Source organism: Asticcacaulis sp. (genome assembly GCF_051954415.1).
Lineage (GTDB): Bacteria > Pseudomonadota > Alphaproteobacteria > Caulobacterales > Caulobacteraceae > Asticcacaulis.
The window spans coordinates 1-23,864 of record NZ_JBQCHT010000024.1 but is presented as its reverse complement, the minus strand read 5'-3'; the positions used below and the strand labels follow the sequence as shown (position 1 = coordinate 23,864).

General features: G+C 59.9%; 26 protein-coding genes and 1 tRNA gene. 13 read left to right on the top strand and 14 right to left on the bottom strand.

The window, feature by feature from the left end:
• From ACTHND_RS08480 to ACTHND_RS08450, 7 genes are all read right to left on the bottom strand, one after another.
• Positions 1–140, bottom strand: a 140-nt coding sequence (locus ACTHND_RS08480; protein WP_440175986.1) for a GTP-binding protein, incomplete at its 3' end; no start/stop codon positions are given.
• Between the two features lie 164 nt (positions 141–304).
• A complete protein-coding gene (fusA, locus tag ACTHND_RS08475; RefSeq protein ID WP_440177509.1) occupies positions 305–2,383 on the bottom strand; it encodes an elongation factor G in 2,079 nt (692 codons plus the stop codon).
• A gap of 177 nt (positions 2,384–2,560) precedes the next feature.
• The gene (gene rpsG / locus ACTHND_RS08470) at positions 2,561–3,034 is read right to left on the bottom strand and encodes a 30S ribosomal protein S7 (protein ID WP_090650610.1); all 474 of its coding nucleotides are present in this window, start codon (positions 3,032–3,034) and stop codon (positions 2,561–2,563) included.
• Between the two features lie 12 nt (positions 3,035–3,046).
• Positions 3,047–3,418 (bottom strand): 30S ribosomal protein S12, encoded by a 372-nt coding sequence (gene rpsL / locus ACTHND_RS08465; protein WP_090650612.1) that lies wholly within the window; start codon positions 3,416–3,418, stop codon positions 3,047–3,049.
• 327 nt (positions 3,419–3,745) lie between these two features.
• Entirely contained in the window at positions 3,746–3,997 is a 252-nt protein-coding gene (locus tag ACTHND_RS08460; protein WP_440177508.1) for a type II toxin-antitoxin system RelE/ParE family toxin, read from the bottom strand.
• Entirely contained in the window at positions 3,994–4,257 is a 264-nt protein-coding gene (locus ACTHND_RS08455; RefSeq protein ID WP_440177507.1) for a ribbon-helix-helix domain-containing protein, read from the bottom strand. The genes ACTHND_RS08460 and ACTHND_RS08455 overlap by 4 nt, the downstream gene beginning before the upstream one ends.
• 68 nt (positions 4,258–4,325) lie before the next feature.
• Positions 4,326–5,048, bottom strand: a complete 723-nt coding sequence (locus ACTHND_RS08450) for a hemerythrin domain-containing protein (RefSeq protein ID WP_440177506.1) — start codon at positions 5,046–5,048, stop codon at positions 4,326–4,328.
• Positions 5,049–5,202: 154 nt separating this feature from the next.
• Between ACTHND_RS08450 and ACTHND_RS08445 the strand changes: the two genes are divergently transcribed.
• From ACTHND_RS08445 to ACTHND_RS08430, 4 genes are all read left to right on the top strand, one after another.
• On the top strand, positions 5,203–5,691 hold the full coding sequence (locus ACTHND_RS08445; RefSeq protein WP_440177505.1) for a hypothetical protein: 489 nt from the start codon (positions 5,203–5,205) through the stop codon (positions 5,689–5,691).
• On the top strand, positions 5,688–7,034 hold the full coding sequence (locus ACTHND_RS08440; protein WP_440177504.1) for a GAF domain-containing protein: 1,347 nt from the start codon (positions 5,688–5,690) through the stop codon (positions 7,032–7,034). The genes ACTHND_RS08445 and ACTHND_RS08440 overlap by 4 nt, the downstream gene beginning before the upstream one ends.
• A gap of 70 nt (positions 7,035–7,104) precedes the next feature.
• The gene (locus ACTHND_RS08435) at positions 7,105–7,710 is read left to right on the top strand and encodes a biliverdin-producing heme oxygenase (protein ID WP_440177503.1); all 606 of its coding nucleotides are present in this window, start codon (positions 7,105–7,107) and stop codon (positions 7,708–7,710) included.
• Positions 7,707–10,406, top strand: a complete 2,700-nt coding sequence (locus ACTHND_RS08430) for an ATP-binding protein (RefSeq protein WP_440177502.1) — start codon at positions 7,707–7,709, stop codon at positions 10,404–10,406. The genes ACTHND_RS08435 and ACTHND_RS08430 overlap by 4 nt, the downstream gene beginning before the upstream one ends.
• A 1-nt stretch (position 10,407) precedes the next feature.
• Here ACTHND_RS08430 and ACTHND_RS08425 read toward each other — a convergent pair whose 3' ends face one another.
• The 6 genes from ACTHND_RS08425 to ACTHND_RS08400 form a co-directional block, all read right to left on the bottom strand.
• Positions 10,408–11,781: an ANL family adenylate-forming protein gene (locus tag ACTHND_RS08425; RefSeq protein WP_440177501.1), complete on the bottom strand. Its 1,374-nt coding sequence runs from the start codon at positions 11,779–11,781 to the stop codon at positions 10,408–10,410.
• Positions 11,782–11,836: 55 nt separating this feature from the next.
• Positions 11,837–12,313, bottom strand: coding sequence for a low affinity iron permease family protein (locus ACTHND_RS08420; protein ID WP_440177500.1), 477 nt, complete (start codon positions 12,311–12,313; stop codon positions 11,837–11,839).
• 2 nt (positions 12,314–12,315) lie between these two features.
• Positions 12,316–12,483 (bottom strand): hypothetical protein, encoded by a 168-nt coding sequence (locus tag ACTHND_RS08415; RefSeq protein WP_440177499.1) that lies wholly within the window; start codon positions 12,481–12,483, stop codon positions 12,316–12,318.
• Positions 12,484–12,871: 388 nt separating this feature from the next.
• Complete coding sequence (locus ACTHND_RS08410) at positions 12,872–13,066, bottom strand: hypothetical protein (protein WP_440177498.1); 195 nt, start codon at positions 13,064–13,066, stop codon at positions 12,872–12,874.
• A gap of 668 nt (positions 13,067–13,734) precedes the next feature.
• Positions 13,735–14,265, bottom strand: coding sequence for a hypothetical protein (locus tag ACTHND_RS08405; RefSeq protein WP_440177497.1), 531 nt, complete (start codon positions 14,263–14,265; stop codon positions 13,735–13,737).
• A 15-nt stretch (positions 14,266–14,280) separates the two neighbouring features.
• Entirely contained in the window at positions 14,281–15,843 is a 1,563-nt protein-coding gene (locus tag ACTHND_RS08400; protein WP_440177496.1) for an ATP-binding protein, read from the bottom strand.
• A gap of 180 nt (positions 15,844–16,023) precedes the next feature.
• Between ACTHND_RS08400 and rpmH the strand changes: the two genes are divergently transcribed.
• The 9 genes from rpmH to ACTHND_RS08355 all read left to right on the top strand — a co-directional run bounded on the left by rpmH (position 16,024) and on the right by ACTHND_RS08355 (position 22,996).
• Positions 16,024–16,164, top strand: a complete 141-nt coding sequence (rpmH, locus tag ACTHND_RS08395; RefSeq protein ID WP_018080783.1) for a 50S ribosomal protein L34 — start codon at positions 16,024–16,026, stop codon at positions 16,162–16,164.
• A 95-nt stretch (positions 16,165–16,259) separates the two neighbouring features.
• Positions 16,260–16,634, top strand: a complete 375-nt coding sequence (gene rnpA, locus ACTHND_RS08390; protein ID WP_440177495.1) for a ribonuclease P protein component — start codon at positions 16,260–16,262, stop codon at positions 16,632–16,634.
• Entirely contained in the window at positions 16,631–18,499 is a 1,869-nt protein-coding gene (gene yidC, locus ACTHND_RS08385) for a membrane protein insertase YidC (RefSeq protein ID WP_440177494.1), read from the top strand. Before rnpA ends, yidC begins: the two co-directional genes overlap by 4 nt.
• A complete protein-coding gene (gene yihA, locus ACTHND_RS08380) occupies positions 18,496–19,146 on the top strand; it encodes a ribosome biogenesis GTP-binding protein YihA/YsxC (protein WP_440177493.1) in 651 nt (216 codons plus the stop codon). The genes yidC and yihA overlap by 4 nt, the downstream gene beginning before the upstream one ends.
• A gap of 60 nt (positions 19,147–19,206) precedes the next feature.
• The gene (locus tag ACTHND_RS08375) at positions 19,207–19,809 is read left to right on the top strand and encodes a hypothetical protein (protein WP_440177492.1); all 603 of its coding nucleotides are present in this window, start codon (positions 19,207–19,209) and stop codon (positions 19,807–19,809) included.
• 111 nt (positions 19,810–19,920) lie between these two features.
• Positions 19,921–20,856: an acetylglutamate kinase gene (gene argB, locus ACTHND_RS08370; RefSeq protein ID WP_440177491.1), complete on the top strand. Its 936-nt coding sequence runs from the start codon at positions 19,921–19,923 to the stop codon at positions 20,854–20,856.
• A 228-nt stretch (positions 20,857–21,084) separates the two neighbouring features.
• Entirely contained in the window at positions 21,085–21,738 is a 654-nt protein-coding gene (locus tag ACTHND_RS08365; protein WP_440177490.1) for a pyrimidine 5'-nucleotidase, read from the top strand.
• Positions 21,739–21,809: 71 nt separating this feature from the next.
• Positions 21,810–22,673: a 2,3,4,5-tetrahydropyridine-2,6-dicarboxylate N-succinyltransferase gene (gene dapD / locus ACTHND_RS08360; protein ID WP_440177489.1), complete on the top strand. Its 864-nt coding sequence runs from the start codon at positions 21,810–21,812 to the stop codon at positions 22,671–22,673.
• 248 nt (positions 22,674–22,921) lie between these two features.
• A tRNA-Glu gene (locus ACTHND_RS08355) sits at positions 22,922–22,996 on the top strand.
• 132 nt (positions 22,997–23,128) lie between these two features.
• On the opposite strand, the gene ACTHND_RS08350 is transcribed toward ACTHND_RS08355, so the two are convergent.
• Positions 23,129–23,864: AAA family ATPase (locus ACTHND_RS08350; protein ID WP_440177488.1), on the bottom strand; the 736-nt coding region annotated here is incomplete at its 5' end.

Below are 23,864 nucleotides of genomic sequence, written 5' to 3'. Positions count from 1 at the left end.
TAGTTCTTCGCGGTCGCGCCGCCCGACTTCGCCAGAGTGATCGTGATCGCTGCCGTCAGAGTCGTCTTGCCATGGTCAACGTGACCAATGGTGCCGATGTTGCAGTGAGGCTTCGAGCGGTTGAATTTTTCCTTGGCCATATTTCATCTCCGCCGTAGCGGACCTTCATTCGTCAGGGGTTGTTAATGTTGGAGCGGCCCGTAGCACACAAAATGCCACGGGCCAATAGGCATTTGTCAGACGCGCATTTAATCCGAAAAGTGCACAACAGCATGGCAGGACACTTTTCGGAATGCGCTCTGGTTTAGGCGTACTTCTTGATCACTTCGTCGGCGACGTGCTGCGGCACGGGCTCGTAGTGATCGTAGACCATCGAGAACTGGGCGCGGCCCTGCGACATACCGCGGAGGGTATTCACGTAACCGAACATGTTGGCCAGCGGCACGAAGGCGTCGACGACGATGGCGTTGCCGCGCATGTCCTGCCCCTGGATCATGCCGCGACGGCCGTTAAGGTCGCCGATGACCGAACCGAGGTATTCTTCCGGGGTCACGACTTCGACCTTCATGATCGGTTCGAGCAGCTTGGGGCCGCCCTTTTCACGCAGTTCCTTGAAGGCGGCGCGCGAAGCGATTTCGAAGGCGAGGACCGAGGAGTCGACGTCGTGGAACTTGCCGTCCGTAAGCGTCGCCTTGAAGTCGATCAGCGGGAAGCCGGCCAGCAGACCATTTTCCTTGGCCGATTCCAGGCCCTTTTCGACACCGGGGATGTATTCCTTCGGCACCGCGCCACCAACGATGGCGGATTCAAATACGAAGCCTGAACCCGGCTCGCCCGGTTCGAAGGTCAGCATGACGCGGGCGAACTGGCCCGTACCACCGGTATGCTTCTTGTGGGTGTAGTCGATCTCGGCCTTGCGGGTGATGGACTCGCGGTAAGCGACCTGCGGCGCGCCGATATTGGCTTCCACCTTGTAGGTGCGCTTCAGGATGTCGATCTTGATGTCGAGGTGCAGTTCGCCCATGCCCTTCAGGATCGTCTGGCCCGACTCGAAGTCGGTCGAAACGGTGAAGGACGGATCTTCGGCGGCCAGCTTGGCCAGGGCGACGCCCAGCTTTTCCTGGTCGGCCTTCGACTTGGGCTCAACGGCGATTTCGATAACCGGGGCCGGGAATTCCATACGCTCCAGGATGACCGGGGACTTCAGCGGATCACAGAGGGTGTCACCCGTGCGGGTATCCTTCAGGCCGGCCAGGGCGACGATGTCGCCGGCATAGGCTTCCTTGATGTCTTCACGGTTATTGGAGTGCATGAGCAGCATACGGCCGACACGCTCGCGCTTGTCGCGCGTCGAGTTCAGCAGGCCCTGGCCGGTTTCCATCTTGCCGGAATACAGGCGGCAGAAGGTCAGCGACCCCACGAACGGGTCATCCATGATCTTGAACGCCAGAACCGACAGCGGCTCTTCGTCCGAAGCCTTGCGGGTAACGGGCTCTTCGGTCTTGTAGTCGATGCCTTGCGTGGCCGGGATATCGACCGGCGACGGCAGGTAATCGACGACGGCGTCGAGCAGGGTCTGGACGCCCTTGTTCTTGAAGGCCGAACCGCAGAGGATCGGATAGAAGGCGCCGGTGAGGACGGCCTTGCGGATGCACTTCTTGATGACGTCGATCGAAGGCTCATTACCTTCCAGGTACGCTTCCATGGCTTCGTCGTCGAGTTCGACGGCGTTGTCGATCAGGTACTGACGGGCTTCGTTGGCCTTTTCGACCAGGTCAGCCGGGATCGGCTCGTCACGGTAGGAGGCGCCCAGGCCGTCATTGTCCCAGACAACGGCGGTCATGCGGACCACATCGACGAGGCCCTTCAGGTTCGATTCCGAACCGATCGGGAACTGGATCGGCACAGCCTTGGCGCCGAGGCGGTCGCGGATCGACTGGACCGACTTGTCGAAATCGGCGCCGATCTTGTCCATCTTGTTGACGAACACGATGCGCGGCACCTTGTACTTGTCGGCCTGGCGCCAGACGGTTTCGGTCTGCGGTTCAACGCCGGCGTTACCGTCAAGCACCGTGACAGCGCCATCGAGGACGCGGAGGCTGCGCTCGACTTCGATGGTGAAGTCAACGTGTCCCGGCGTGTCGATGATGTTCAGGCGCTTGCCTTCCCAGAACGCGGTGGTCGCGGCGGAGGTGATGGTGATGCCACGCTCCTGCTCCTGCTCCATCCAGTCCATGGTGGCGGCGCCATCATGCACTTCGCCGATCTTGTGGCTCTTGCCGGTGTAATACAGAATGCGTTCTGTGGTCGTCGTCTTGCCGGCATCGATGTGGGCCATGATGCCGAAGTTACGATAGTCTTCAATCTTATGACTGCGGGGCATTGGGGAGCCTCAAAAACTTGTTTGTGTTGTCCTGCCGCTTTGCCGTTTGAAGGCGCGGCCGGATTTAAAAAAATTCGTTGAATTGCAAGCAGCGCGGGCGGTTTAAACCAAACCGCCCGCGCCGAAAAGCAATATTTTTGCGACAGTGAGAACCGGAGCCCTCGCCGTCAATCGCTCTTACCAACGATAATGCGAGAAGGCGCGGTTGGCTTCGGCCATCTTGTGCGTGTCTTCACGCTTCTTGACAGCGGTGCCGCGGTTGTTGGCGGCGTCGAGCAGCTCGGCGGCCAGCTTTTCCGTCATGGTGTTTTCGCCACGCTTGCGGGCGGCGTTCACCAGCCAGCGGATGGCCAGGGCGCGGCGGCGGTCCGGACGGACTTCAACCGGAACCTGGTAGGTCGCACCACCGACGCGGCGCGAACGCACTTCGATCGAAGGGGCAACATTATCGAGGGCCGTGTGGAAGGTCTCGACGGCAGTCGCGTCCTTCTTCTTGGCTTCCAGGATGTCGAAGGCGCCGTAGATGATGTTTTCAGCAACAGCCTTTTTGCCTTCGTACATGACGTAGTTCATGAACTTGGTGACGACCAGATCACCGAACTTGGGGTCCGGCAGGACGTCGCGCTTCTCTGCGCGGTGACGACGTGACATATTCTCTGTTCCTTACTTAGGACGCTTCGCGCCGTAGTGCGAACGGCGTTGCTTACGGTTCTTGACGCCTTGCGTGTCGAGCACGCCGCGCAGGATGTGGTAACGGACGCCCGGAAGGTCCTTTACGCGGCCGCCGCGGATCAGAACAACGGAGTGTTCCTGCAGGTTGTGGCCTTCACCGGGGATGTAGCACACGGCTTCGATGCCGGAGGTCAGACGGACCTTGGCGACCTTACGCAGAGCGGAGTTCGGCTTCTTCGGGGTCGTCGTATAGACGCGGGTGCAAACGCCGCGGCGCTGCGGGCAGCCCTTCAGGGCCGGAACCTTGTTGCGAACCGGCTTGGGATGGCGCGGCTTGCGGATCAACTGGTTAATTGTGGGCATCGGATTCGATGGCTTTCTTCTTTATGACCTGTGCCGTTTGGCCGGGCGATCATAGGTTTTCAGGAGCTTCCCATAAGGCAAGCGGCTTTTATTCCGGAGGCCGTAACCGAAACAAACACAAAAGCCGCAACCTGCGCTATGGAGGTTACGGCGGGGACACAGCCCCTGCATATTTTTCGGATCAGGACGCGCTTTTAAGGGCGCACCTCAAAAATGATCCGCGGGCTATATAGGAGAGTCTTAAGGCGGTCAAGCCGGATTAGAGTCCGCCACGCTTGAGAAGTTCCAGGAGGCGCTTTTCTATATCCATTGCCGGATGCAGCACAGTCAGAATCTCTGCCCGATCCCTGGCCAATTGTGGCGATAGACGATCAGATGGCTGCCAACGGCATAGACGAGAAATGGCGGGGGCACGTCCGGGCGGGATCGTCCGAGGGCCGGATTATCGCCCAGCTTATGGAACGCCTGGAACAGCGCTTCAACATACCGTGCAGCCTGCGTATCGCCCCAGGTCATTGCCGTATAGTCTTCAATCTCTTCGATAACGCTTCGCGCTTCTTTTGAGAGAATCCAACTCACGCGGAGCGGGTCCGGCGCGCCCGCCCTTGTGCGATTATATCTTCAGCCGTCACGTTTTCGGCAAACTCGCCGTCATCGAGTTGCTTCGCACAAAGCGCCAGGTATTCCCACAGCAGACCACGCTCAGTTTGCGCTGAGCGCTTCTGGTCTTCACGGATCAGATGACGCACATACTCACTGGCGCTGTATTGGCCGCGCTCAGCCTGCCGCTCGATATATTCGCGCATGGACTCAGGCATGGATACATTCAGCGTGGACATGGGCGCCTCCGGTCTGAAGCGTAGCATCCGGCCAAAATTTGTCAAATATTGGCCGGAAACTGCCTCACTCAATATACCGGCACGCACTGGGTCAGCATCAGCCGGCGGCTGAGATTGCTGAAGTCCTCGCGGCACAGGGTCGGACGGGCGGCGTGCTCCATCACGGCCTCGAAGACTTCCTTTGGGGCATTTTCCTTCATGCCGGCCAGCAGCCGTACCCGCTCGTCGCGGCTGATCGCCGGAATCATCAGACGCATGGCCGCCATGGCCTTCTGCGGCGGCAGGCTGCCGACAATGGCACGCTCCATGGCGTGCAGTTCGCCGTCATCGAACAGCTCCCACAGGCGGGCATTGTTCAGGGTTTCCTCCTCGAACATATGCTCGAAATCGTGGGCGATAAAGGCGCTGTAGGCCAGGTACAGCCGGCGTCCCAGCGCCTCGCGCTTTTCCGGCGCGCTGTCCTGCAGGACATTGATAAGTTCTTCCAGCAGGCGGAAATTGTGGCGGTGGCTGTCATGCTGGTGCTGCAGGTCGGTTGTCGCGGCCGGTGACCGCAGTTCGATGGCCGGGTGGATATGCACTTCTTCGTGCGAAATATGCGAACTGCCGAAGGACAGCAGGTCGCGCAACTCCTCCAGCAATACCGTCAGTTCATCGCGGGCGAAATCAGTCTGCCCCAGCCGGATCAGCATCTCGCACTGGGCCTTGCGCAGCGCCTTATGAATATTGGCGTACATATCGTAGCGCCCGAGCGTATCGGGGATCGACTGGACAAAATGAGTATGGTTCATGGGGGACTTCCTGTTTGATAATTGCGTTATCCGGATTGACCGAGCCAATAACCGTCCCGTTCTTTTTGTGCTTCCTAAATCGTTCCTAGATCACAAGGCCTATTCCTAAAACTATCCTAACTGGCTAGAATGCAACCTTCCGGGGAGCAGGTCTTTGAACGCATCCACACTCATCAGCAGCGAACTGGCGAACTTCATTTCCGGACCGGTGATGATGGTTACCTCGACGCGCGACAAGCGGTTCAGGGCCACTATAGGCCGCGGCACCGGCGCCCTTTATGATGAAGCCACCGGTCTGATCGATATCTTTGTCTGCCGAGCCCAATGGCCGGATGTGGTCGAAAACGCCGTGCCCGGCGGCAAGATCGCCGCGACCTTCGTCCGCCCTACCGACTATCTGTGTTACCAGATCAAGGGCGTGATCGAGGACATCACCCCCGCCACCGAGGCCGAGGCGGCACGCGGCCAACTATATGTCGAGCGTATGCTGGCCCTGATGGAAGCGCTGGAGGTGCGGCGGGCGCAGTTATCGCATTCCCTGTGCGCCAGGGATCTCATGCGCATCGGTTTCCATCCCAGCGATGTCTTCCTGCAAAGCCCCGGCCCTCATGCCGGCGAACGTCTGGCGGGCCTGACCGCATGACCCGGCCCGCTATCCGTCTCGGCGACCTGCGCAACAGTTTTGAAGGCGTGATCCCCTCGATCATCGGCACGATCGACGATGACGGGATGCCGAACATATCCTACCTGTCGCACGTCTATTATATAGACGAAACGCACGTCGCCCTGTCCAACCAGTTCTTTTCCAAGACGGCCGCCAATGTCCGGCGGCTGGGCGTGGCCACGGTAATGGTTGTCGATGCCCTGTCCGGTGCGCAGCATCTGCTCGATCTCCAGTTCGAGCAATCCTGCGACAGCGGCGAGGTGTTCGAGCGCATATCGACCCATCTCGATGTCATGAGCCACCTGCGCGGCCACGAAGGGCTGATGAAGCTGAAGAGCGCCGATATCTACCGGGTGACGCAGATCCGCGAAGTGCTGGCCGCGGCCCCGCTGACGCCGGCGCCCGAACCACGTCCACGCTGCAACCGCATCGGCCATGCCGCGCGCATCATTTCCGCCATCAGCCATGAAGCCGACAGCGACGCCATTCTGGATGCTGCGCTCGACGGCCTGCGCGACGAGATGGCCTTCCGTTATCTGATGATCCTGCTGCCGAACGAGAATGAAACGATCCTGACCATGGTGGCCGGCCGCGGCTATGACCGTTACGGCACGGGCGCCGAGGTGGCTGTAGGCACGGGGGTGATCGGCATGGCTGCCGCCTCGAAGCGCCCCGTCCTGATCGCCGATCTCACCCGCACCCGCCGCTACGCCCGCGCCGTCACCGGCGACAGTGCGCAAATCCCCTTGCCCGGCCTGGAGGCGCCGCAGTGCCAGATGGCCGTGCCCATGCTGGCCAAGGGACGGCTGCGCGGCGTCATCTTTGTCGAATCGGAACTGTCCTTCGCCTTTACCCATGAGGATGAGGCCGCCCTGAGCCTCATCGCCAACCATCTGGCGTCCTGCCTCCTGCTGGCGGACCTCCAGGCCCAGGCAATCCAGCCTTCGGCAAACTTAGCGTCCGCGACACATACCGACAGCCGCTGGTTCCGCTTTCGTTATTTCATGCACGATGACAGCGTATTTATCGACAACGAGTATCTGATCCGCGGTGTGCCCGGCCGGCTGCTCTATTATTTCGTCAGAAAATTCAGCGAAAGCGGCCAGCGCGACTTCTCCAACCGGGAAATTCGCCGTGACACTTCTCTTCGCCTGCCCGATTTCAAGGACAATCTCGAAACCCGCCTGATCCTGCTGCGCCGCCGGCTGGATGAAAAGGCCGGTCCTTTGCGCCTCTGCCGGCCGGAACGCGGTCAGGTCCGGCTTGAATTCGACGGCCTGCCGGATATCGAGGTGGTGGGCGCCGCCCCGGCCCTGTCGTAATCTCCACATTTCCTCTTTATAAAAATTTGGAGATAAGCATTCTATTTTCTCCGTTTCAGCCCTCCAGTTTATGCGTCTTATCGAAGCTCTGCGAAGCCATACCCGTCAGCAACACGAAGCCCTTCACACGCATCCGCTGCTGAACGGCCTGTCCAATGCTTCACTGACCCTGGCTGACTTTCACCGGATCCTGCTCGCTTTCGAAGCCTATTACAGCCACGCCGAGGCAGCCTGCCTGGCCGGCTGGCCGGAAGACGTGCCCAATGCTCCGGTCCTGACCTGGCTCGGCAGCGATCTGGCCCAGCACGGCCTGGCCAGCGAGGCGCGACTTATCCCCTTTGTTCACCCGCCGATCGATACGCGCTCGAAACTGGCCGGCTATCTCTATACAAAGCAGGGCTCCACCCTGGGCGGCCATGTCATCAGCCGGCATCTGGAACGCCATCTTGGCCTGATCCCCCGCCTCGATCAGTGGTTCTTCGCCGGTTACGGCCATGATAACGGTCCCAACTGGAAACTATTCACCGCCCATATCGATGCCCTGGGCGATGCGCTCGATCCCGACGAAGTGCTCTCCAGCGCGCAGCAAGCCTTCGAGACCCTGACCTTTTTCTGCGACGCCTTCCACGACATGAAAACACCCTCTCACCTCCTGAAGACCGAAAACCTGTCATGACCCTCGATCCCCGCATAGAACTGAGTGATGCCGAGCTGGAAGAGGCGCTGAAGGAATGCGCGCGCGAGCCGATCCATATTCCCGGCTCCATCCAGCCCTATGGCATGTTGTTCGTTCTGGAAGGCGATGAACACCGCATCATCCAGGTGTCGGACAATGTCCCGCGCTGGCTGCCGCAACTGACGGTCGATACGGTCCTGCACAAGACCCTGGGCGAAATCATTGGCCGGGAACAGGCGGAACAGATTCGCCATATCGTCGTCGAACGCAGCCTGATGCCGATCCAGTCGACCATAATCAAGATAGACGAGATGTGGTTCGACGCCGTGGCGCACCGGGTGGAAAACAATATCGTCGTCGAGCTTGAGATTGTCGACGACAAGAAATCGGTCGTCCGTGACTTCTTCTATGACGAACTGCGCGATTTCGCTGTCGGCCTGCGCAATGCCACCACCCTGCCCGATCTCTACGATTTCGTGACGCTGAAAATCCGCGAGCTCACCGGCTTCGATCGCGTCAAGCTGTACCGGTTCGATGAAAACTGGAATGGCGAGGTGGTAGGGGAAAACAAGGCCGAATACATGCCGAGCTATCGCGGCCTGCACTTCCCGGCCTCCGATATCCCCGAACAGGCGCGCCGGCTCTACATGACCAACTATATCCGCCAGATCGCGGATGTAACCTACGCGCCGGTGCCGATCATCCCGCCCGTGCATCCCGATACCGATCGCCCGCTCGACATGAGCTTGAGCGTGCTGCGCAGCGTCTCGCCCATCCATGTGCAATACCTGGCCAATATGGGTGTGGCCGCCTCCATGTCGATCTCGATTATCCAGGATGGCAGGCTGTGGGGCCTGGTCGCCTGCCACCACAATGTCGGCTACCACGTCCCCTACCGCGTCCGCATGGTTTCCGAGATCATGGGGCATATTTTTTCGGCGCAACTGTCTTCGATGGAGGGCCTGCGCGACCGCCAGGAGCAGGAAAAGCGCAACCTGATCGTCGAACGCCTGACTGCCGGCCTCAAGACCGATTTCAATCTCGAAGAGCTTCTGAAAGGCCGCCAGACCCTGGCGCTCAGCGCCCTGAACGCCACGGGCATGGCCGTCATGACCCGCAAGCGCCTGCTGCGCTTCGGCGAGACGCCGCGCGAGGATATCATCCATCAACTGGCCGACTGGGTTCAGAGCCAGACCAGCGGCATCTATCATACGCAGGAAGCCGACAAGGCGTGCGCCGCTCACCCCGATCTTTGCCATCTCAGGGGCGGTTTCCTGGCGGCGCCGATCAGTGTCGCCAAGAAGGATTACATCATCTGGTTCCGCGGCTCCGAACAACAGCAGGTTAACTGGGCAGGCGCACCGGAAAAGGTGCCTGAAAAGACCAGGGCCGGTTACCGGCTGATGCCGCGCGCCTCCTTCGAACTCTGGAAGGAAACCGTCCAGCATCGCTGCAAACCCTGGACCCGTGACGATATCGAAACGGCGCAGAACATCGTGCAGGTCGTGCTCGAAGGCGAACGCCTCTCCGCAGAACATGCCAATGTCGCCAAGAGCGAATTCCTGGCCAATATGAGCCATGAACTGCGCACACCGATGAATGCGATCATCGGAATTGTCTCCCTGCTCGATCGCGGCGCGCCGCTCGATGAGAAACAGAAGAAGCTGCTGAGCGTCCTGCGCCTGTCCTCGGATTCGCTGCTCAACCTGATCAACGACCTGCTCGACGTCGCCAAGATCGAAAGTCATGAACTTGTGCTGGAATCGGCGCCGATCAATATCGCCGACATTGTCTCCGAGGTGGGCTCGATCATGAGCGTCAGGGCGTCTGAAAAGGATCTGATGCTCAATATAAAATGCGCGCCGCGCGCCGAACTGCACGTCATGGGCGACACCATGCGCCTGCAGCAGATCCTGACCAATCTCGTCAGCAACGCGGTCAAGTTTACCGACGAGGGCTTCGTCAATATTCTGGTCCGGAGTGAGAGCGCCGGCGAAGACAGGCGCAACATTATCATTGATGTCGTCGATTCCGGCATGGGTATGACGCCCAAGCAGTCCGAGCGCATCTTCGACAAGTTCATGCAGGCCGATCCGAGCATTTCGCGGCGCTTCGGCGGGACGGGCCTGGGCCTGGCCATTACCAAGCAACTGACCGAACTGATGGGCGGCACCCTCTCCGTTTCGAGCCGCGAGGGCCTCGGCAGCCGGTTCACCGTCGTCCTGCCGCTGGAAGCTCTGCCGGCGCCCCGGATCGAAGCCGCCAATGACGAAACGACCGAAGCGGCGCCGCAAGGCGATGCCCGTGGCCACATCCTGCTGGCCGAGGATTACGAAGGCAATATCATCGTCGCGGTCGCCATGCTCGAAGATCAGGGCTACAAGGTCACCGTGGCGCACAATGGCCAGGAGGCGCTCGATGCCCTGGCGCGCGACACCTTCGATCTGATCCTCATGGACGTCCAGATGCCGGAAATGGATGGTTACGAAGCCACGAGACGCATTCGGGACGGCCAGAAGGCCGGACTGATCCAGGATATCGCCATTGTTGGCGTGACCGCCAATGCCCTGGCGGGTGACCGGCAAAAATGCCTGGATGCCGGCATGGATGACTATATTTCAAAACCCTTCAGCCCGTTGCAACTTGACCATATGGTCAGCAAGTATCTGTCGCCCCGCTCAGAAATCGCCGAATAGCTCAGGTCTGCGTCCGGTCGACCTTGCCTCCGGCTGAAGCCGCCAGTTGCGCAACCACACGGATCATGGCCGGCCGTTTCCAGTGCGGCAGGCGGTCCGCGCACCAGGTCTTGAGCGACGCCGGCAATGTGCCGGCATCGGCGCCCGGCGATGGTACGACCTCGGCCACGACAAGCTGGCCGGTGATCGGACTTTTGCGCGCCGATACCCGCGCCAGGTCGACCGCCGGATGGGCCAGCAGGACGTGCTCTACCTCCTCCGGATAGACCTTGTTGCCACCGACATTGATCGCGCCGTTTTCACGGCCGAGGAACAGGCAGCGATCGCCGTCAATCTCCACCCGGTCGCCGGTATCGACAAAACCGTCCGCGTCGGCGAATGCCTCCTGCCGGTTGAGGTAGGTGGCGCGCGCGTTCCGTGTCCGAACGAACAGTCGACCGTCCACCACCTTCAGCCGGATGCCGCCCGGCGCGTCGTGCAGATAGCTGACCGGAAATCCCGGCCGGCCGTCACGAACGGAAAAAGCCGTTCCCGCCTCGGTCGAGGCGTAGATATGCACCACCCGCGCCGCCGGATAGGTACGCACCAGGGTAGATAGAATAGCGCCATCGGCGATTTCTCCGCCGAGCGTCACCTGCGTCAGCGGCAGGACTTCGTGACCGGGCGTCATCAGTATCTTGCGCCACAGGGTGGGCGTTGCCGAAAGCGCCGTGCAACCCTTCGCCTCCAGAAAAGCCAACTGCTCAGGCAGCCCCGCATCGGGCGCCGGCAAAAGCAGGCTGCCCCCGGTAAGGCCCTGTAGAAACACCTGTATGCCGGCGAAACGGGCGATATTGTACATCTGCCCCCATCGCCGGGACGCGCCGGAAAAAATCTTCGTTGTCCGCGTCAGGGAGGCCAGGCTGTGCGCCACCAGCTTGGGCGTTCCCGTCGTGCCGGAGGTAGCAAAAATCCATTCGGTCGTGACGCGTGACGTGGCCGGCACATCCGTGCCTTTGCCGGGGTTCGGCGTTTCCCGCCAAACGATCTCCGGCTTGTTGTGATCACCTTCAGACGGCATATCCGTCAGCAAGGCATCGCCGCCAAATTGCGACAGCAGATCGCGCGCCTCGGCATCGCTCATATCGCTCGACAGCAACAGCAGGCGCTTCACCCGTCCGTCAAGGGCGATAATGGCAAGCGCCAGTTTCAGCGGATCGGCCAGCCGCACCGCTACGGCATTACAGCCCAAAGCCGACTGAAGCGCGTCCGCAGTCCTTGCCGCCCGGATATCAGCCACAGACCATTCCCCCGCCGGCGTGATCAGAACCGGCAGGTCCGCCAGGCCGGCATCAAGACGGGTATCAAGAAAAGCATCAAGGCTGGAAAAGGTCATGGATAAAATCCGCAAAACTGCGGCCACCATAGCGCTGATTCTACCCTTTGCAGAATTAACGCCCAACGATGCTTTCATCCGCCAGGGCGACAATCTCTTCGGCCGCCTCAGCGCGCGCATGAGCCAGCTTTTCGCCCTTCGGCAAATCGAAATTCCGGCTGCGCGCGCGTTCTGCCAGCCGGCTGTATTTCGCCCGCAGGGCTTCCAGTTCGGTTTCACTCATATCGTCCATGCCGATATAGGCGGTATTGGCGGTTTCCACCGCGCGGATCAGTTCATCCAGCTTGAGCTGGATTACCTTGCCGTCGCGGTTCTGGGCATTCTGCACCAGGAAGACCATGAGGAAGGTCACAATGGTGGTGCCGGTATTGATGACCAGTTGCCAGACCTCAGAGAAATGAAACAACGGCCCGCTGATCGCCCAAACCACGACGACACCAATCGCCGTGGCGAAAGCGGGCGCACTCCCTGCCAGGGTCGCCGTCGCCTGGGCAAAGCAGGCAAACCAGCCCTTCTTCTGTACATCGCTCATGGTCAATGTGCCGGATTTGGTGCCTTGGCGCGTGCCAGCCGGCGCAGCGGCAAGGCGACAGCGGCGAGATTATCAATAACGCGCACAGGCGTTTTATGATTGCCGAACAGGCTTTTCAGCAAAGCAACACCGGCCGGTTTGGCATCGGAGAAATGGCGGCGGGACCACATGGAAATCTACCTTTCAACGCGTGAGGCGCACGGCCTCTTCCCGTTGATCATGCCTTTAAGGCCGTAAGTTTGGCAGACGAATCCCCTATATCTCTGTAAGAGTTGAATAAATCTGTTCCCACTTTGCAGTGTGCCGCCGCTTCCTGTTTGGCACGCGTGAGATGCTGAACTGAGGAGCAAGCCTTCTGGCCCGGTCGGACTGTCGCAATTTAAATTATTGATTGAATTGTAACTATTTTTAAATCACCCAAAATCACACATACCCCAAATGTACCCCCAATTTGATTTTCATGCGGTACATTCTCGGGCTCGCCCGCTTTTCACGTCCGTTCGGTTTCCATCCCCTTGCGCAGTTCTTCCACGATCAGGCTGGATAGCGCCCTGATCTTCACCGCATCAAGCCGCGCGCCACCAGGCGGGTCACCACTGCCCCGACAATCTCCCGCCCGACAAAGGGGTTCGGCACCAGGTCGGAAATCATCCGCACCGCATGGGACGGATCAAACCGCAGGGCCTCCAGTCCGGCCGCCAGATCGGTGGTGGCGAAGTGCTCCGGCGTATCGGTCAGGCAGATCCGCTGCAACTGGCTTTCCGCCGTATTGGCGTTTTACGGGATGCTGTCCGCCACCAGCGCCGGATCAAAGCCGCGCCAGTCGATGGCCGCCAGCACATCGGTTTCATAATCCAGTTCACGCACCGCACTCTCCACCTCGGGGCCTTCCACCCAAAGCACCTTGGGCAGGTAGATTTCGGTGCTCTTGAACGCTTCCCGCCTTCCTGTCGCGCCGCCTTGGTGATGATCACCCGCACGCGGTTGGTGGGAGACAACAGATCGAGGTTTTCCGGCTGGCTCAGATCGTTCTGTTCGGCGGTCTTGATGGCGATTTCGGCGTCATCCAGCCCGGCGGTGGTGAGCCAGTCCTTGACGTCATCGGCGTGAATATGGCCGCTGGCGCGCTGATCCTTGCCGGTGCGCTCCATTGGAACGCAGTCACGCCACCGGGGAAAGCCCCAAACGCCGCAAACCGCTCATTTAGGGAATTGTGGCCTCGCGTGTCACCGGCTGGCGCCGGTCCGTGCGCAGCCTAAGCGGCGATCTCTTCGATACCCCCGCCTTATCCCGCCTTGCGCGGAAATCCGGCCGCCGTAAAGGCCGCCTTGAATATCCGGCGGATGGCTGCCGCGTCACGCCAGCCCTTGCGGGAAAGGCCCAGGGTTACCATCACCGAGATGCGTACATCTTGAACCAGCTTAGCTGACGGTCAGCGACTTGCAGCCCAGGCTTTCAAATCGCATCAAGAGATCCGCAAGCGCAATGACCGGCGCCGTGCCGAAATCGACCGTCACCTGCGCGGAATCGACCTTCAATGAGTGGATGCAGGCGGAAAAGCGCGTATCCGGATCGAAGGTCGTTTCTTCCGGATCGAACCAGGTCTCGAACCATTCTGCGAAATCACTGACCAGCAGGGTCCGGTCATTGGAGGTGACCGTGACGTCATTCCATACCAGTCGCGTGACCGTCATATCCATCTCGCCCAGCGATACCTCGACCGGATCGAAGGTCACCTCCTCATCCGGCGCGAGTTCAACAATATGGCCGTCATCATCATTCGAGGCGAAATCGGCGCAGAAATAGTTGCGGTAATATTCGCTGTCGCCGGAGATCTGGAGCTTGACCTCGGCCGCGCCCTGTTCGAACAGCGTCGACTGTTTATCGACAAAATCGACAAACTGACCGACATAGCTGTCCCGCGCCAGTTCCAGCAGTTCCTCGAATTCCAAGCTCTACTCCGTCGGTTATGGCTTCAGCGGCAAACGCACTTCAAACGTCGTGCCTTCGGTGCCGCTGCTGACCAGGCGGACATCGCCACCGTGCAGTTGCGCCAGTTCGCGGCCGATAGCAAGGCCAAGGCCTGATCCACCCGGAGTCGTGCTGGAGGTAAAGGGCTGGAACAGCTTCTCCCGCAATTTTTCCGGGATTCCGGGACCATTGTCGGAAACAATCAGCAAAACTTCTTCGCTCGTCTTGATCGCCGTCAGGGTGACGCGCCCGCGTACCTTTCGGTTCGGTTGCAATTCGATGGCTTGCCGGGCATTGCGCATCAGGTTGACCAGTATGCGGTGAAGCTGTTCGGGATCGACCTCCAGATTGAAGCCCTTGGCCACGCGCGAGACAAAGCGCACCCCTTCCGTCGCCAAACCGGCATCCTCGGCGGCAGCTTCGGCCAACTCTTTAAGCCGGACAATCTGTATCTGCGGCGTCTGTTCGTCGGACTTGCCGTAGGTCAGGACGTTCTGCGCCAGCGATACCGCGCGATCCAACGCCCGTTCGAGGCGCGGCAGGGCCTTGGCGACGGTCGGGTCGGCGGAATTGGCCAGGCGGTCGGAGGCCATCTGCGCCGCGGTCAGCATGTTGCGGAGGTCGTGGTTGATCTTTGAAACCGCCTGCCCCAGCGCCGCCAACCGCGCCCGCGAGCGCAGGGCCTGGCGCACCTCTTCCTGCATCGAAGCCATTTCGCGTTCGATCTGGCCGATCTCGTCCGGCCTTCCGGAGGGCCGGGGCGCCGCGGTGGCGTCTTCCGGATTCGACTTGAAGCGGACAATGCTCTTGGTCAGTTGCCGGATCGGCCGCACGACAAAGACCGACAGGCCGATAAAGACCAGGAAACCGGCCAGGAACGAGATGCTCAAGGACACCCGCAACATGCTGCCGAGGCTGGATTTCAGATAGGTCTTGAGCGGTTCAGCCCTGACGACGATTTCGATCTCCTGGCCGCCGCGCACCTTGGGCTGCGCCACCACATGGATCAGGCGGTCTGAGCGCCCCATGAAGGTATTCCACGGCGCCCACAGGTAGAGAATGTCATGCCACAGGTTCTTGTGCGACTGGCGCAGGTCGAGCACTTCTTCCGGCACGCCGACGCGCGAATCATAGAGCCGGTAGCTTTCGCCATTGATCTCGACCGCCAGGTACAGCACGCCGGCACTGCGGCGGAGCTGGTTGGAGACCTCCTTGGAGACGGCATTATTTTGCGCCACGTCGATCGACTGCGACACCAGTTCGGCCTGGCGTACACGATCGAGCAGCCAGCGCTCATGATCGGAAGCGAGCGACGGAATAACGATGACCGCCTCGACGATGGCGATGAAGAGGGCGGTCAGGATCAGCAGTTGTCCCGACAGGCTGAAGACGAACTTACGGGCCAGTTGAAAGCCCAGCACGCCGTACTTCACGGAAAAAGCCGCGATCAGACGCGCGGCCTGGCTCAGGCGCTCGGCATAGAATCCGGCACGCCTGACCGGCTTGCGGGGCCTGTCCGGCCTCAGGTAATTACCGCCTGATTTGCCCTGATCGAACACGTAAACCTTTGATGCTGATACTGCTTCGTTGTATATATAGCAGAATTTCCGCATGGCAGACGCATTTTCGCGGAATCGAGCCAAATATTATTGACAAGGCTGTGTGGCTGGACTATCCACGCGCCTCTTTACGCAATTCCGGCCCTGCACTGGGCCCGCCTGAACCAATCGGAGCCCCCTATGGGAACGAAACGTACCTATCAGCCGAGCCGCCTCGTGCGCAAGCGCCGCCACGGCTACCGCACCCGCATGGCCACCAAGAACGGCCAGAAGATCGTCGCCCGCCGCCGCGCAAAGGGCCGCAAGCGCCTGACCGCTTAATAGCGTCTTCGCACTGCTGTGATTTTGAGAAGAGTCCTTAAGTCGCTTAAGGACTCTTCTTGTATTTCCGGCATAGCTTATCATCTTAAGCACTTATGATTCCCCGCCTCAAAGTCCGCGCAGAATTCTTAGCCGCCTCAAAGGCCGCCTGGCAGGCCCGTCCCGGCGTGGTCGTGCAGGCGAAGCCGCGCGAAGATGACGTGATCAAGGTCGGCTTCACCGCCACTAAAAAGATCGGCAATGCCGTTGTGCGCAACCGCGCCAAGCGCCGCCTGCGTGAAGCCGCCGAACAGATAATCCCGCAATTCGGCCTGCCCGGACACGACTATGTGCTGATCGCCCGCGCCGACACGGTTTCGCGCGACTGGAAGGCTTTACTTGACGATATCAAAGCCGCCCTGATAAGGCTGGCCCGCCCGAAGGCCCCAAAACCCGAAGTCTCTTCCCAGGAAACAAAGACCGTTCGATGAATAATACTGCCGACAACAAGAATATGATCTATTTCCTGGTTATCAGCATGGCCGTGCTGGCAATCTATCAAATTTTCGTCTTCGGGCCGGATCAGAAAAAGCGCCAAGCCGCCGCACAGGTCGCCGCCGTCGCGTCTTCCAGTGCCGCAGCCAAGGGCCTGCCGCTCGGCGGCGTCTCGACCACGCTGACCCGCGAACAGGCCCTGGCCACCTCGCCGCGCATCACCATCAGCACACCGTCGCTGAAGGGCAGTATCGCGCTCAAGGGCGCATTGATCGACGATCTCTATATGATCAAGTACGACCAGACGGTCGAAAAGAAGAATGATCCGGTCGAGCTTCTGACGCCTGCCGGCACTTCCAATAGTTACTATGTCGTCTCCGGTTATAACTTTCAGAATATTCCCGGTGCGCCGACGGATGATACGGTCTGGACACAAACTGGCGGTTCCGCGCTTCAAGTGGGGAAGCCAGTCGTGCTCAGCTATACCAACGGCGCTGGCCTCACCTTTACGCGCACGCTATCGATAGATGAAAATTACATGATCACCGAAGACGACGCGGTGACAAACTCCACACCACAAGCGATCGCTTTTGCTCCTTACTCAATGGTCGTACGTGCCGGAGTCCCTGCCGATGCAGGCAAAAATGCTGTTGTCCACGAAGGCGCTATCGCTACCTACTCGAATACAATGTCATCGCCGAAACTCGGCGACTACCGTACCGCTTCACTGAAATATAAGGATATGGCCAAGCCGAAGGACGGCAAGGCTCTTACCGGAGATGACAAGGTCTCGATTGGCGGCTGGTATGGCATCACGGATAAGTATTGGATGGCGGCCGTCATCCCTAACCAAGCACAGAGCGTTAAATATACCGTCAAGGCCGATCTGGTAAACAATGTGCCGATCTTCCGCAGTGGCTATGTCGATGCGCCCGTAACCGTCGCCCCCGGCCAGACCTGGAAGGCGCAGTCGCACGTTTTTGCCGGCGCCAAGCAGAATACCCAGCTCCAGACCTATGAAGACAGCCTGCATATCCCGCGCTTCCACTGGGCCGTGGACTGGGGAATGCTCTCCATCATCACCTATCCGATGTACTGGCTGCTCGATAAGCTCTATGCCTTCCTCGGCAATTTCGGTTTCGCCATCCTGGCCCTGACCGTTATCGTCAAGGTCGTCTTCTATCCGCTGGCCCACCGCTCCTACGAGTCGATGACCAAGATGCGCCAGGTGCAGGATCGCCTGAAGCCAAAGCTCGACGCCATCAAGAAGCGCTTCCCTGACGACATGCAGAAGCAGCAGGAAGCGACCATGGCCCTCTACCAGGAGGAAAAGGTCAATCCGATGGCCGGCCTGGGCGGCTGCCTGCCCATGCTGCTGCAAATCCCGGTCTTCTGGTCGCTGTACAAGGTGCTGCAACTGGCCATCGAAATGCGCCACGCGCCCTTCTTCGGCTGGATCAACGACCTGTCGGCGCCGGACTCGACCTCGATTGTCAACCTGTTCGGCCTGCTGCCGTTTGATCCGGCCACCGTGCCGCTGATCGGCACCATCCTGACCGGCCCGCTGCATATCGGCGTCGTCGCCATTCTTTACGGCTGCTCGATGTGGCTGAGCCAGCAGATGACGCCGATGACCGGCGTCGATCCGATGCAGAAGAAGATGATGGCCTTCATGCCGCTCATGCTGACCTTCTTCATGGCGCACGTTGCCGTCGGCCTGATCATCTACTGGATCTGGTCGAACATCCTGACCATCCTGCAACAATATTCCATCATGCACCGCCTCAAGGTCTCTAACCCGATCGATACCGGCTTCCAGAAGCTCGGCGAGATGATGAACAAGGGCAAGAAGGCCGCGTGACCGAATCGGAACAGCAACACGCTGAACAATTAGAGGCCGCGCGGGTGCTTTTCGCCCGCCCGGTCTCTTTCGTCATGGGCGCCGTATCCGTGGCGCAACTGCCGCCCGACGAACTGCCGGAAGTGGCCTTTGCCGGCCGCTCAAATGTCGGCAAGTCGTCGCTGATCAACGCCCTGGTCGGTCAGAAATATCTCGCCCGCGCCTCCAATGAGCCGGGCCGCACGCGCGAACTGAACTTCTTTCTGCTCAATGACGCCATGCACATGGTCGATCTGCCGGGCTATGGCTGGGCGCGCGCCTCCAAGACGACGGTCAAGAAGTTCCAGAACCTCGGTCGTGACTACCTGCGCGGCCGGCCGAACCTCAAGCGCGCCTATCTGCTGATCGATGCCCGTCACGGCCTGAAAGAGGTCGATAACGAGCCGATGGACGCGCTGGATAAGGCCGCCGTCAGCTACCAGATCATCCTGACCAAGGCCGACAAGATCAAGCCTGCCGAACTGGCCAGGGTGACCGAGGCGACGCAGAACGCCGTCAAAAAGCGCCCGGCAGCCCACCCGGTCGTGCTGGCCACCTCTTCGGAAACCGGCTTCGGCATTCCGGAACTGCGCCTCGAAATCATGCAGACCTGCGGCGTCACGCTGTAAGCTGGTTATAATTGCGCCCCCGGCCAGACGTGATACTCTGACCTCGAAAGAGGTGCCGTCATGGGTCTGGAAGCCGAAAGCGAAGTCAGGGTCGGGCACGAAAGCCATCACGCCCATGCCCTGCTGGAAAGCCGCGAGTTGATCCTGCGTGGCCCCTTTAAAAAGACCTTGCCGATCGCTGAACTAAAAGACCCACGCGTGGTCAATCACGAACTGCTGTTCGAGCATAACGGCCTGCCTTACGTCCTTGCCCTGCCGGAAGGCCAGGCGGCGAAGTGGCTGAAAAAGCTGACGACCGAGCCGCCTTCCCTGGCACAAAAGCTGGGCGTCGATGCCGGTCACCGGGCGCTGGTCTGGGGGCATGTCGGCGATGGTCCGCTCAATGACGCCCTGATCAATGCCGTCACCACCGATCCGGCCTGTGCCGCTCTCTCCATTGCCGTGGCGCTGACCTCCGCCGAACTCAATGCCGGCCTGGCGGAGCTGACCCAGCGCCTGCCCCATGCGCCGATCTGGATCGTCTATCCCAAGGGCGCCACATCAACCCTGCCGGAATCGGCGGTCCGCACCCATATGCGGGCGCTGAATTTCATCGATTCCAAAACCTGCGCTGTCTCTGATACGCTCACCGCCACGCGCTTTTCGTTACGGAAACCGGCGTAATCCGAAAAAATTCATGACAGCGACATACATATCCGCTAATGCGCGGGTGCTTTCTTTTGTCGCATTTCGGGCGAGAAAAGGGACGACCACTTTTCTCTGAAATGCTGACCTATGATCATCCAGACCGAAATCGACTCCGCTGAAGAACGTGGCTGGGCTACCGCCAAGCAACTGGCCGAAGCCCTGCCCTATATCCAGATCTACGACCGCGAGATCGTGACGATCAAGTACGGCGGCCATGCCATGGGCGAGGCCGAAACGGCCAAGATCTTCGCCTCGGATATCGTGCTGCTGAAGCTGCTCGGCATCCATCCCGTGGTGGTGCATGGCGGTGGTCCGCAGATTTCCTCGATGCTCGGCCGCGCCGGGGTCAAGTCGACCTTTATCGACGGCCTGCGCGTGACGGACGACGCCACCATGGAAATTGCCGAAATGGTGCTCTCCGGCGCGGTCAATAAGGAAATCGCCAACTGGATCACCCAGGCCGGCCGCGAAGCGGATGTCCGCGGTGTCGGCCTTTCGGGTAAGGACGCCGGCCTGATCACGGTCGAGAAGGCCACCCGCATCAAGAAGGACCCGGATTCGATGATCGAGCAGGTCGTCGACCTCGGCTTTGTCGGCGAACCAAAAAACGTCGATGACAAGCTGATCCGCACCCTGATCGACGATCCGAACCATGACTATGTGCCGGTCATCGCTCCGATCGGCGTATCGGAAGATGGCCACACCTTCAATATCAACGCCGATACGGTGGCTGGCGCCGTGGCGGGCAAGCTCAATGCCAAGCGCATGTTGCTGCTGACCGATATCGCCGGCGTGCTCGACGAAAACAAGAACCTGATCCGCCAGATGACCATTTCGGAAGCAAAGGGGCTGATCGAAACCGGCGTCGCTGTCGGCGGTATGATCCCCAAGCTGGAAACCGCCATCATGGCGGTGGAAGCGGGCGTCGAGGCCGTGGTTATCCTCGATGGCCGCCGCCCGCACGCCATGCTGGTCGAGCTGTTCACCGAACATGGTGCCGGCACTTTGATAACGGCGGACTAAAGCCCGCCGTTATCAATGTTTTTTGCGCGCTCAGGCCGCGAGGCCCGCGCAAACGTGCGCGGCGGGCGGTCGCCCTTGCCAAATTTGGCGAAGGTATCGCCAAATTTGGAGTCCTCACTCTTGTACCTCCCCGCTTGTCGGGGAGGGGGACCGCACGACGACGCGAAGCGGCTAGATGCGGTGGTGGGGCTTCTTGCTTTCCCAGCTTAGCCACCCTACACAAGCTAAATGCACGCCGCTCTTGCCCACGTCGATACCTGGATCTTTGATCTCGACCAGACCCTCTACCCGCATGAAGCCAATATCATGTCGCAGGTCGAGGAAAAGATGGCCGCCTTCATGGTCCGTCAGACCGGCCTGGCCCCGGCGGAAGCCGCGGTCCTGCGTGACCGCTACCTCCACGAACACGGCACCACGCTGGCCGGCCTCGTCGCCTATCATAATATCGATCCCTATACCTTTCTGAACGAAGTCCACGACGTTTCGCTCGATACCCTGGCGCCTGATCCGGACCTGAACGGCCTGATCAACGCCCTGCCTGGCCGCAAACTGGTCTTCACCAATGGCGACGAGCGTCACGCCATTCGCCTGCTCGACCATATGCAGATGGCCGACCTCTTCCACGGCGTCTTCCATCTCGAACATGCCGAGTGGATTCCCAAGCCGGCCCTGCAAACTTTTGAGAAGATGATGGCCGTCCATGCCGTTCATCCGGGCACTTCCGCCTTCTTCGAGGACAGCCCGAAAAACCTCAAGCCGGCGCATCAGTTGGGCATGAAGACCATCCTTGTCGGGCCGAAAGCGTCCGCCAACACCGATCCGCATGTTGATTTTCGCGCACCTTCTTTGAAAGCCTTCCTGAGTGATTTTCAACCGAATTAGGACTTGATCCTCTGACGCTTGCGGCCTATGGCCTAGCCATCTTTTTACAGTCCCATCAGATGAGCACAGCCATGTCCGACCTCGCCGCCTTCAAGGATGATATCGAAGCCGCCTGGGAGGTCCGCGACACCCTGTCGCCCACCTATCAGGGCGCTTATCGCCAGGCCGTCATGGGTGCCATAGACCTGATCGATAGTGGCCGCTTCCGCGTCGCCGAAAAGAAGGATGGCCAGTGGATCACGCACGACTGGCTGAAAAAGGCCGTGCTGCTGTCCTTCCGCCTCAATGGCAATGAGTTGATGCACACCGGCCGCGGCCTCTTTGAGCAGGCGCCGATCGGTCCCTTCTGGGACAAGGTGCCGAACAAGTTCGCAAAGTGGAACGTGAAAGACTTCACCGAGGCCGGCTTCCGCGCCGTACCGGGCGCCATCGTCCGCGCCGGCGCCTTTATCGGCAAGAACGTCGTGCTGATGCCGTCCTTCGTCAATATCGGCGCCTATGTCGATGAAGGCACGATGGTCGATGCCTGGGCCACGGTCGGTTCCTGCGCCCAGATCGGCAAGAATGTCCACTTGAGCGGCGGCGTCGGCATCGGCGGCGTGCTGGAGCCTCTGCAAGCCTCCCCCACCATCATCGAGGACAACTGCTTTATCGGCGCGCGCTCGGAAGTGGTCGAGGGCTGCATCATCCGCGAAGGCTCGGTGCTCGGCATGGGCGTTTATATTGGTAAGTCGACCCGCATCGTTGATCGCGCCACCGGTGAAGTCACCTATGGCGAAGTGCCGCCCTATTCGGTGGTCGTGGCCGGTTCCATGCCTTCGGCCAGTGCCGGTTCCAACGCCGCCTCGCCCAGCCTCTACTGCGCCGTCATCGTCAAGCGCGTCGATGCCCAGACACGCTCCAAGACCGGCATCAATGACCTGCTGCGCGACTAGGACGTGATGACTTTGGTTTCGCTCTTTTCTATCCTCCCCTCTTGAAGGGGAGGTGGCGAGCAAGCGTAGCCGTCAGGCGAAGCGTGTCGAGGCGGAGGGGTAAGGTTGCGCCCGCCAAACTTCGTTAAGGTTCGGTGCGCTTTCAAAAAAGTGCGTCACACTTTTTGGAAAGCGCTAATCTGTGCAAAAGTACTCGCGGGACTTGACCGATTCCTCCGGATCGGTCAAAGAACCGCCTCTGCCGATGCGGTCCCTTCGTCTATCGGTTAGGACGTCAGGTTTTCAACCTGAAAAGAGGGGTTCGACTCCCCTAGGGACTGCCAGCAGACCTCCGAAAAAGTTATGGGGTTTGGGGCCTATGGCCCCAAGGCTTTCCTGATCAAAGAAAAAGCCCGGTCTCTCGACCGGGCTTTTTCTTTGAATAGAAGATGTGGGGGCACAGCCCCCACACCCCATTAGTTCACGGTGGGCTTGCCGATCGTCAGGTGCTCCCCGTTGAAGCCGACATGGATGACCTCGCCGTCCGTCACCTCGCCACTGAGGATCTTGCGAGCGATCTCATCCACCAGCAGTTTCTGGATCACCCGCTTCAACGGACGCGCGCCATAGGCCGGATCATACCCCTTGTCCGCCAGATAATTCAGCGCCGCATCGTCGATGCTGAGCGTCATTTCCCGGTCGGCCAGCAGTTTTTCGAGGCCCTTGAGCTGGATGCGCACGATATCGTGCATGTGCGCCCGGTCGAGGCGATGGAACAGGATCATCTCGTCGATCCGGTTGAGGAATTCCGGCCGGAAATGCTTGCGAACCGCATTCAGCACCAGCGGACGCACAACCTCTATATCGCCATCCGGCTCCATATTGACCAGTACATCAGAGCCGAGGTTAGACGTCATGACGATCAAGGTATTGCGGAAATCGACCACGCGCCCCTGCCCGTCGGTCAGGCGGCCATCATCCAGCACCTGCAACAGGATGTTGAACACGTCCGGATGCGCCTTCTCGACCTCATCGAACAGCACGACCTGATAGGGCCGGCGCCGCACGGCTTCGGTCAGCGCCCCACCTTCGTCATAACCGACATAGCCCGGAGGGGCACCGATCATGCGCGAAACGGAATGCTTCTCCATATATTCCGACATGTCGAGCCGGGTGATCGCCGTCTCGTCATCGAACAGGAATTCCGCCAGC

Coding starts and splice junctions, on each gene's coding strand:
- ACTHND_RS08430 (WP_440177502.1), top strand. CDS start 7,707: ATGACCCTCGATCCCCGCATAGAACTGAGTGATGCCGAGCTGGAAGAG.
- ACTHND_RS08455 (WP_440177507.1), bottom strand. CDS start 4,257: ATGTCCACGCTGAATGTATCCATGCCTGAGTCCATGCGCGAATATATC.
- ACTHND_RS08435 (WP_440177503.1), top strand. CDS start 7,105: ATGCGTCTTATCGAAGCTCTGCGAAGCCATACCCGTCAGCAACACGAA.
- ACTHND_RS08375 (WP_440177492.1), top strand. CDS start 19,207: ATGGGTCTGGAAGCCGAAAGCGAAGTCAGGGTCGGGCACGAAAGCCAT.
- ACTHND_RS08440 (WP_440177504.1), top strand. CDS start 5,688: ATGACCCGGCCCGCTATCCGTCTCGGCGACCTGCGCAACAGTTTTGAA.
- ACTHND_RS08450 (WP_440177506.1), bottom strand. CDS start 5,048: ATGAACCATACTCATTTTGTCCAGTCGATCCCCGATACGCTCGGGCGC.
- dapD (WP_440177489.1), top strand. CDS start 21,810: ATGTCCGACCTCGCCGCCTTCAAGGATGATATCGAAGCCGCCTGGGAG.
- rnpA (WP_440177495.1), top strand. CDS start 16,260: ATGATTCCCCGCCTCAAAGTCCGCGCAGAATTCTTAGCCGCCTCAAAG.
- ACTHND_RS08415 (WP_440177499.1), bottom strand. CDS start 12,483: ATGTGGTCCCGCCGCCATTTCTCCGATGCCAAACCGGCCGGTGTTGCT.
- argB (WP_440177491.1), top strand. CDS start 19,921: ATGATCATCCAGACCGAAATCGACTCCGCTGAAGAACGTGGCTGGGCT.
- fusA (WP_440177509.1), bottom strand. CDS start 2,383: ATGCCCCGCAGTCATAAGATTGAAGACTATCGTAACTTCGGCATCATG.
- ACTHND_RS08425 (WP_440177501.1), bottom strand. CDS start 11,781: ATGACCTTTTCCAGCCTTGATGCTTTTCTTGATACCCGTCTTGATGCC.
- rpmH (WP_018080783.1), top strand. CDS start 16,024: ATGGGAACGAAACGTACCTATCAGCCGAGCCGCCTCGTGCGCAAGCGC.
- rpsL (WP_090650612.1), bottom strand. CDS start 3,418: ATGCCCACAATTAACCAGTTGATCCGCAAGCCGCGCCATCCCAAGCCG.
- ACTHND_RS08420 (WP_440177500.1), bottom strand. CDS start 12,313: ATGAGCGATGTACAGAAGAAGGGCTGGTTTGCCTGCTTTGCCCAGGCG.
- ACTHND_RS08365 (WP_440177490.1), top strand. CDS start 21,085: ATGCACGCCGCTCTTGCCCACGTCGATACCTGGATCTTTGATCTCGAC.
- yidC (WP_440177494.1), top strand. CDS start 16,631: ATGAATAATACTGCCGACAACAAGAATATGATCTATTTCCTGGTTATC.
- rpsG (WP_090650610.1), bottom strand. CDS start 3,034: ATGTCACGTCGTCACCGCGCAGAGAAGCGCGACGTCCTGCCGGACCCC.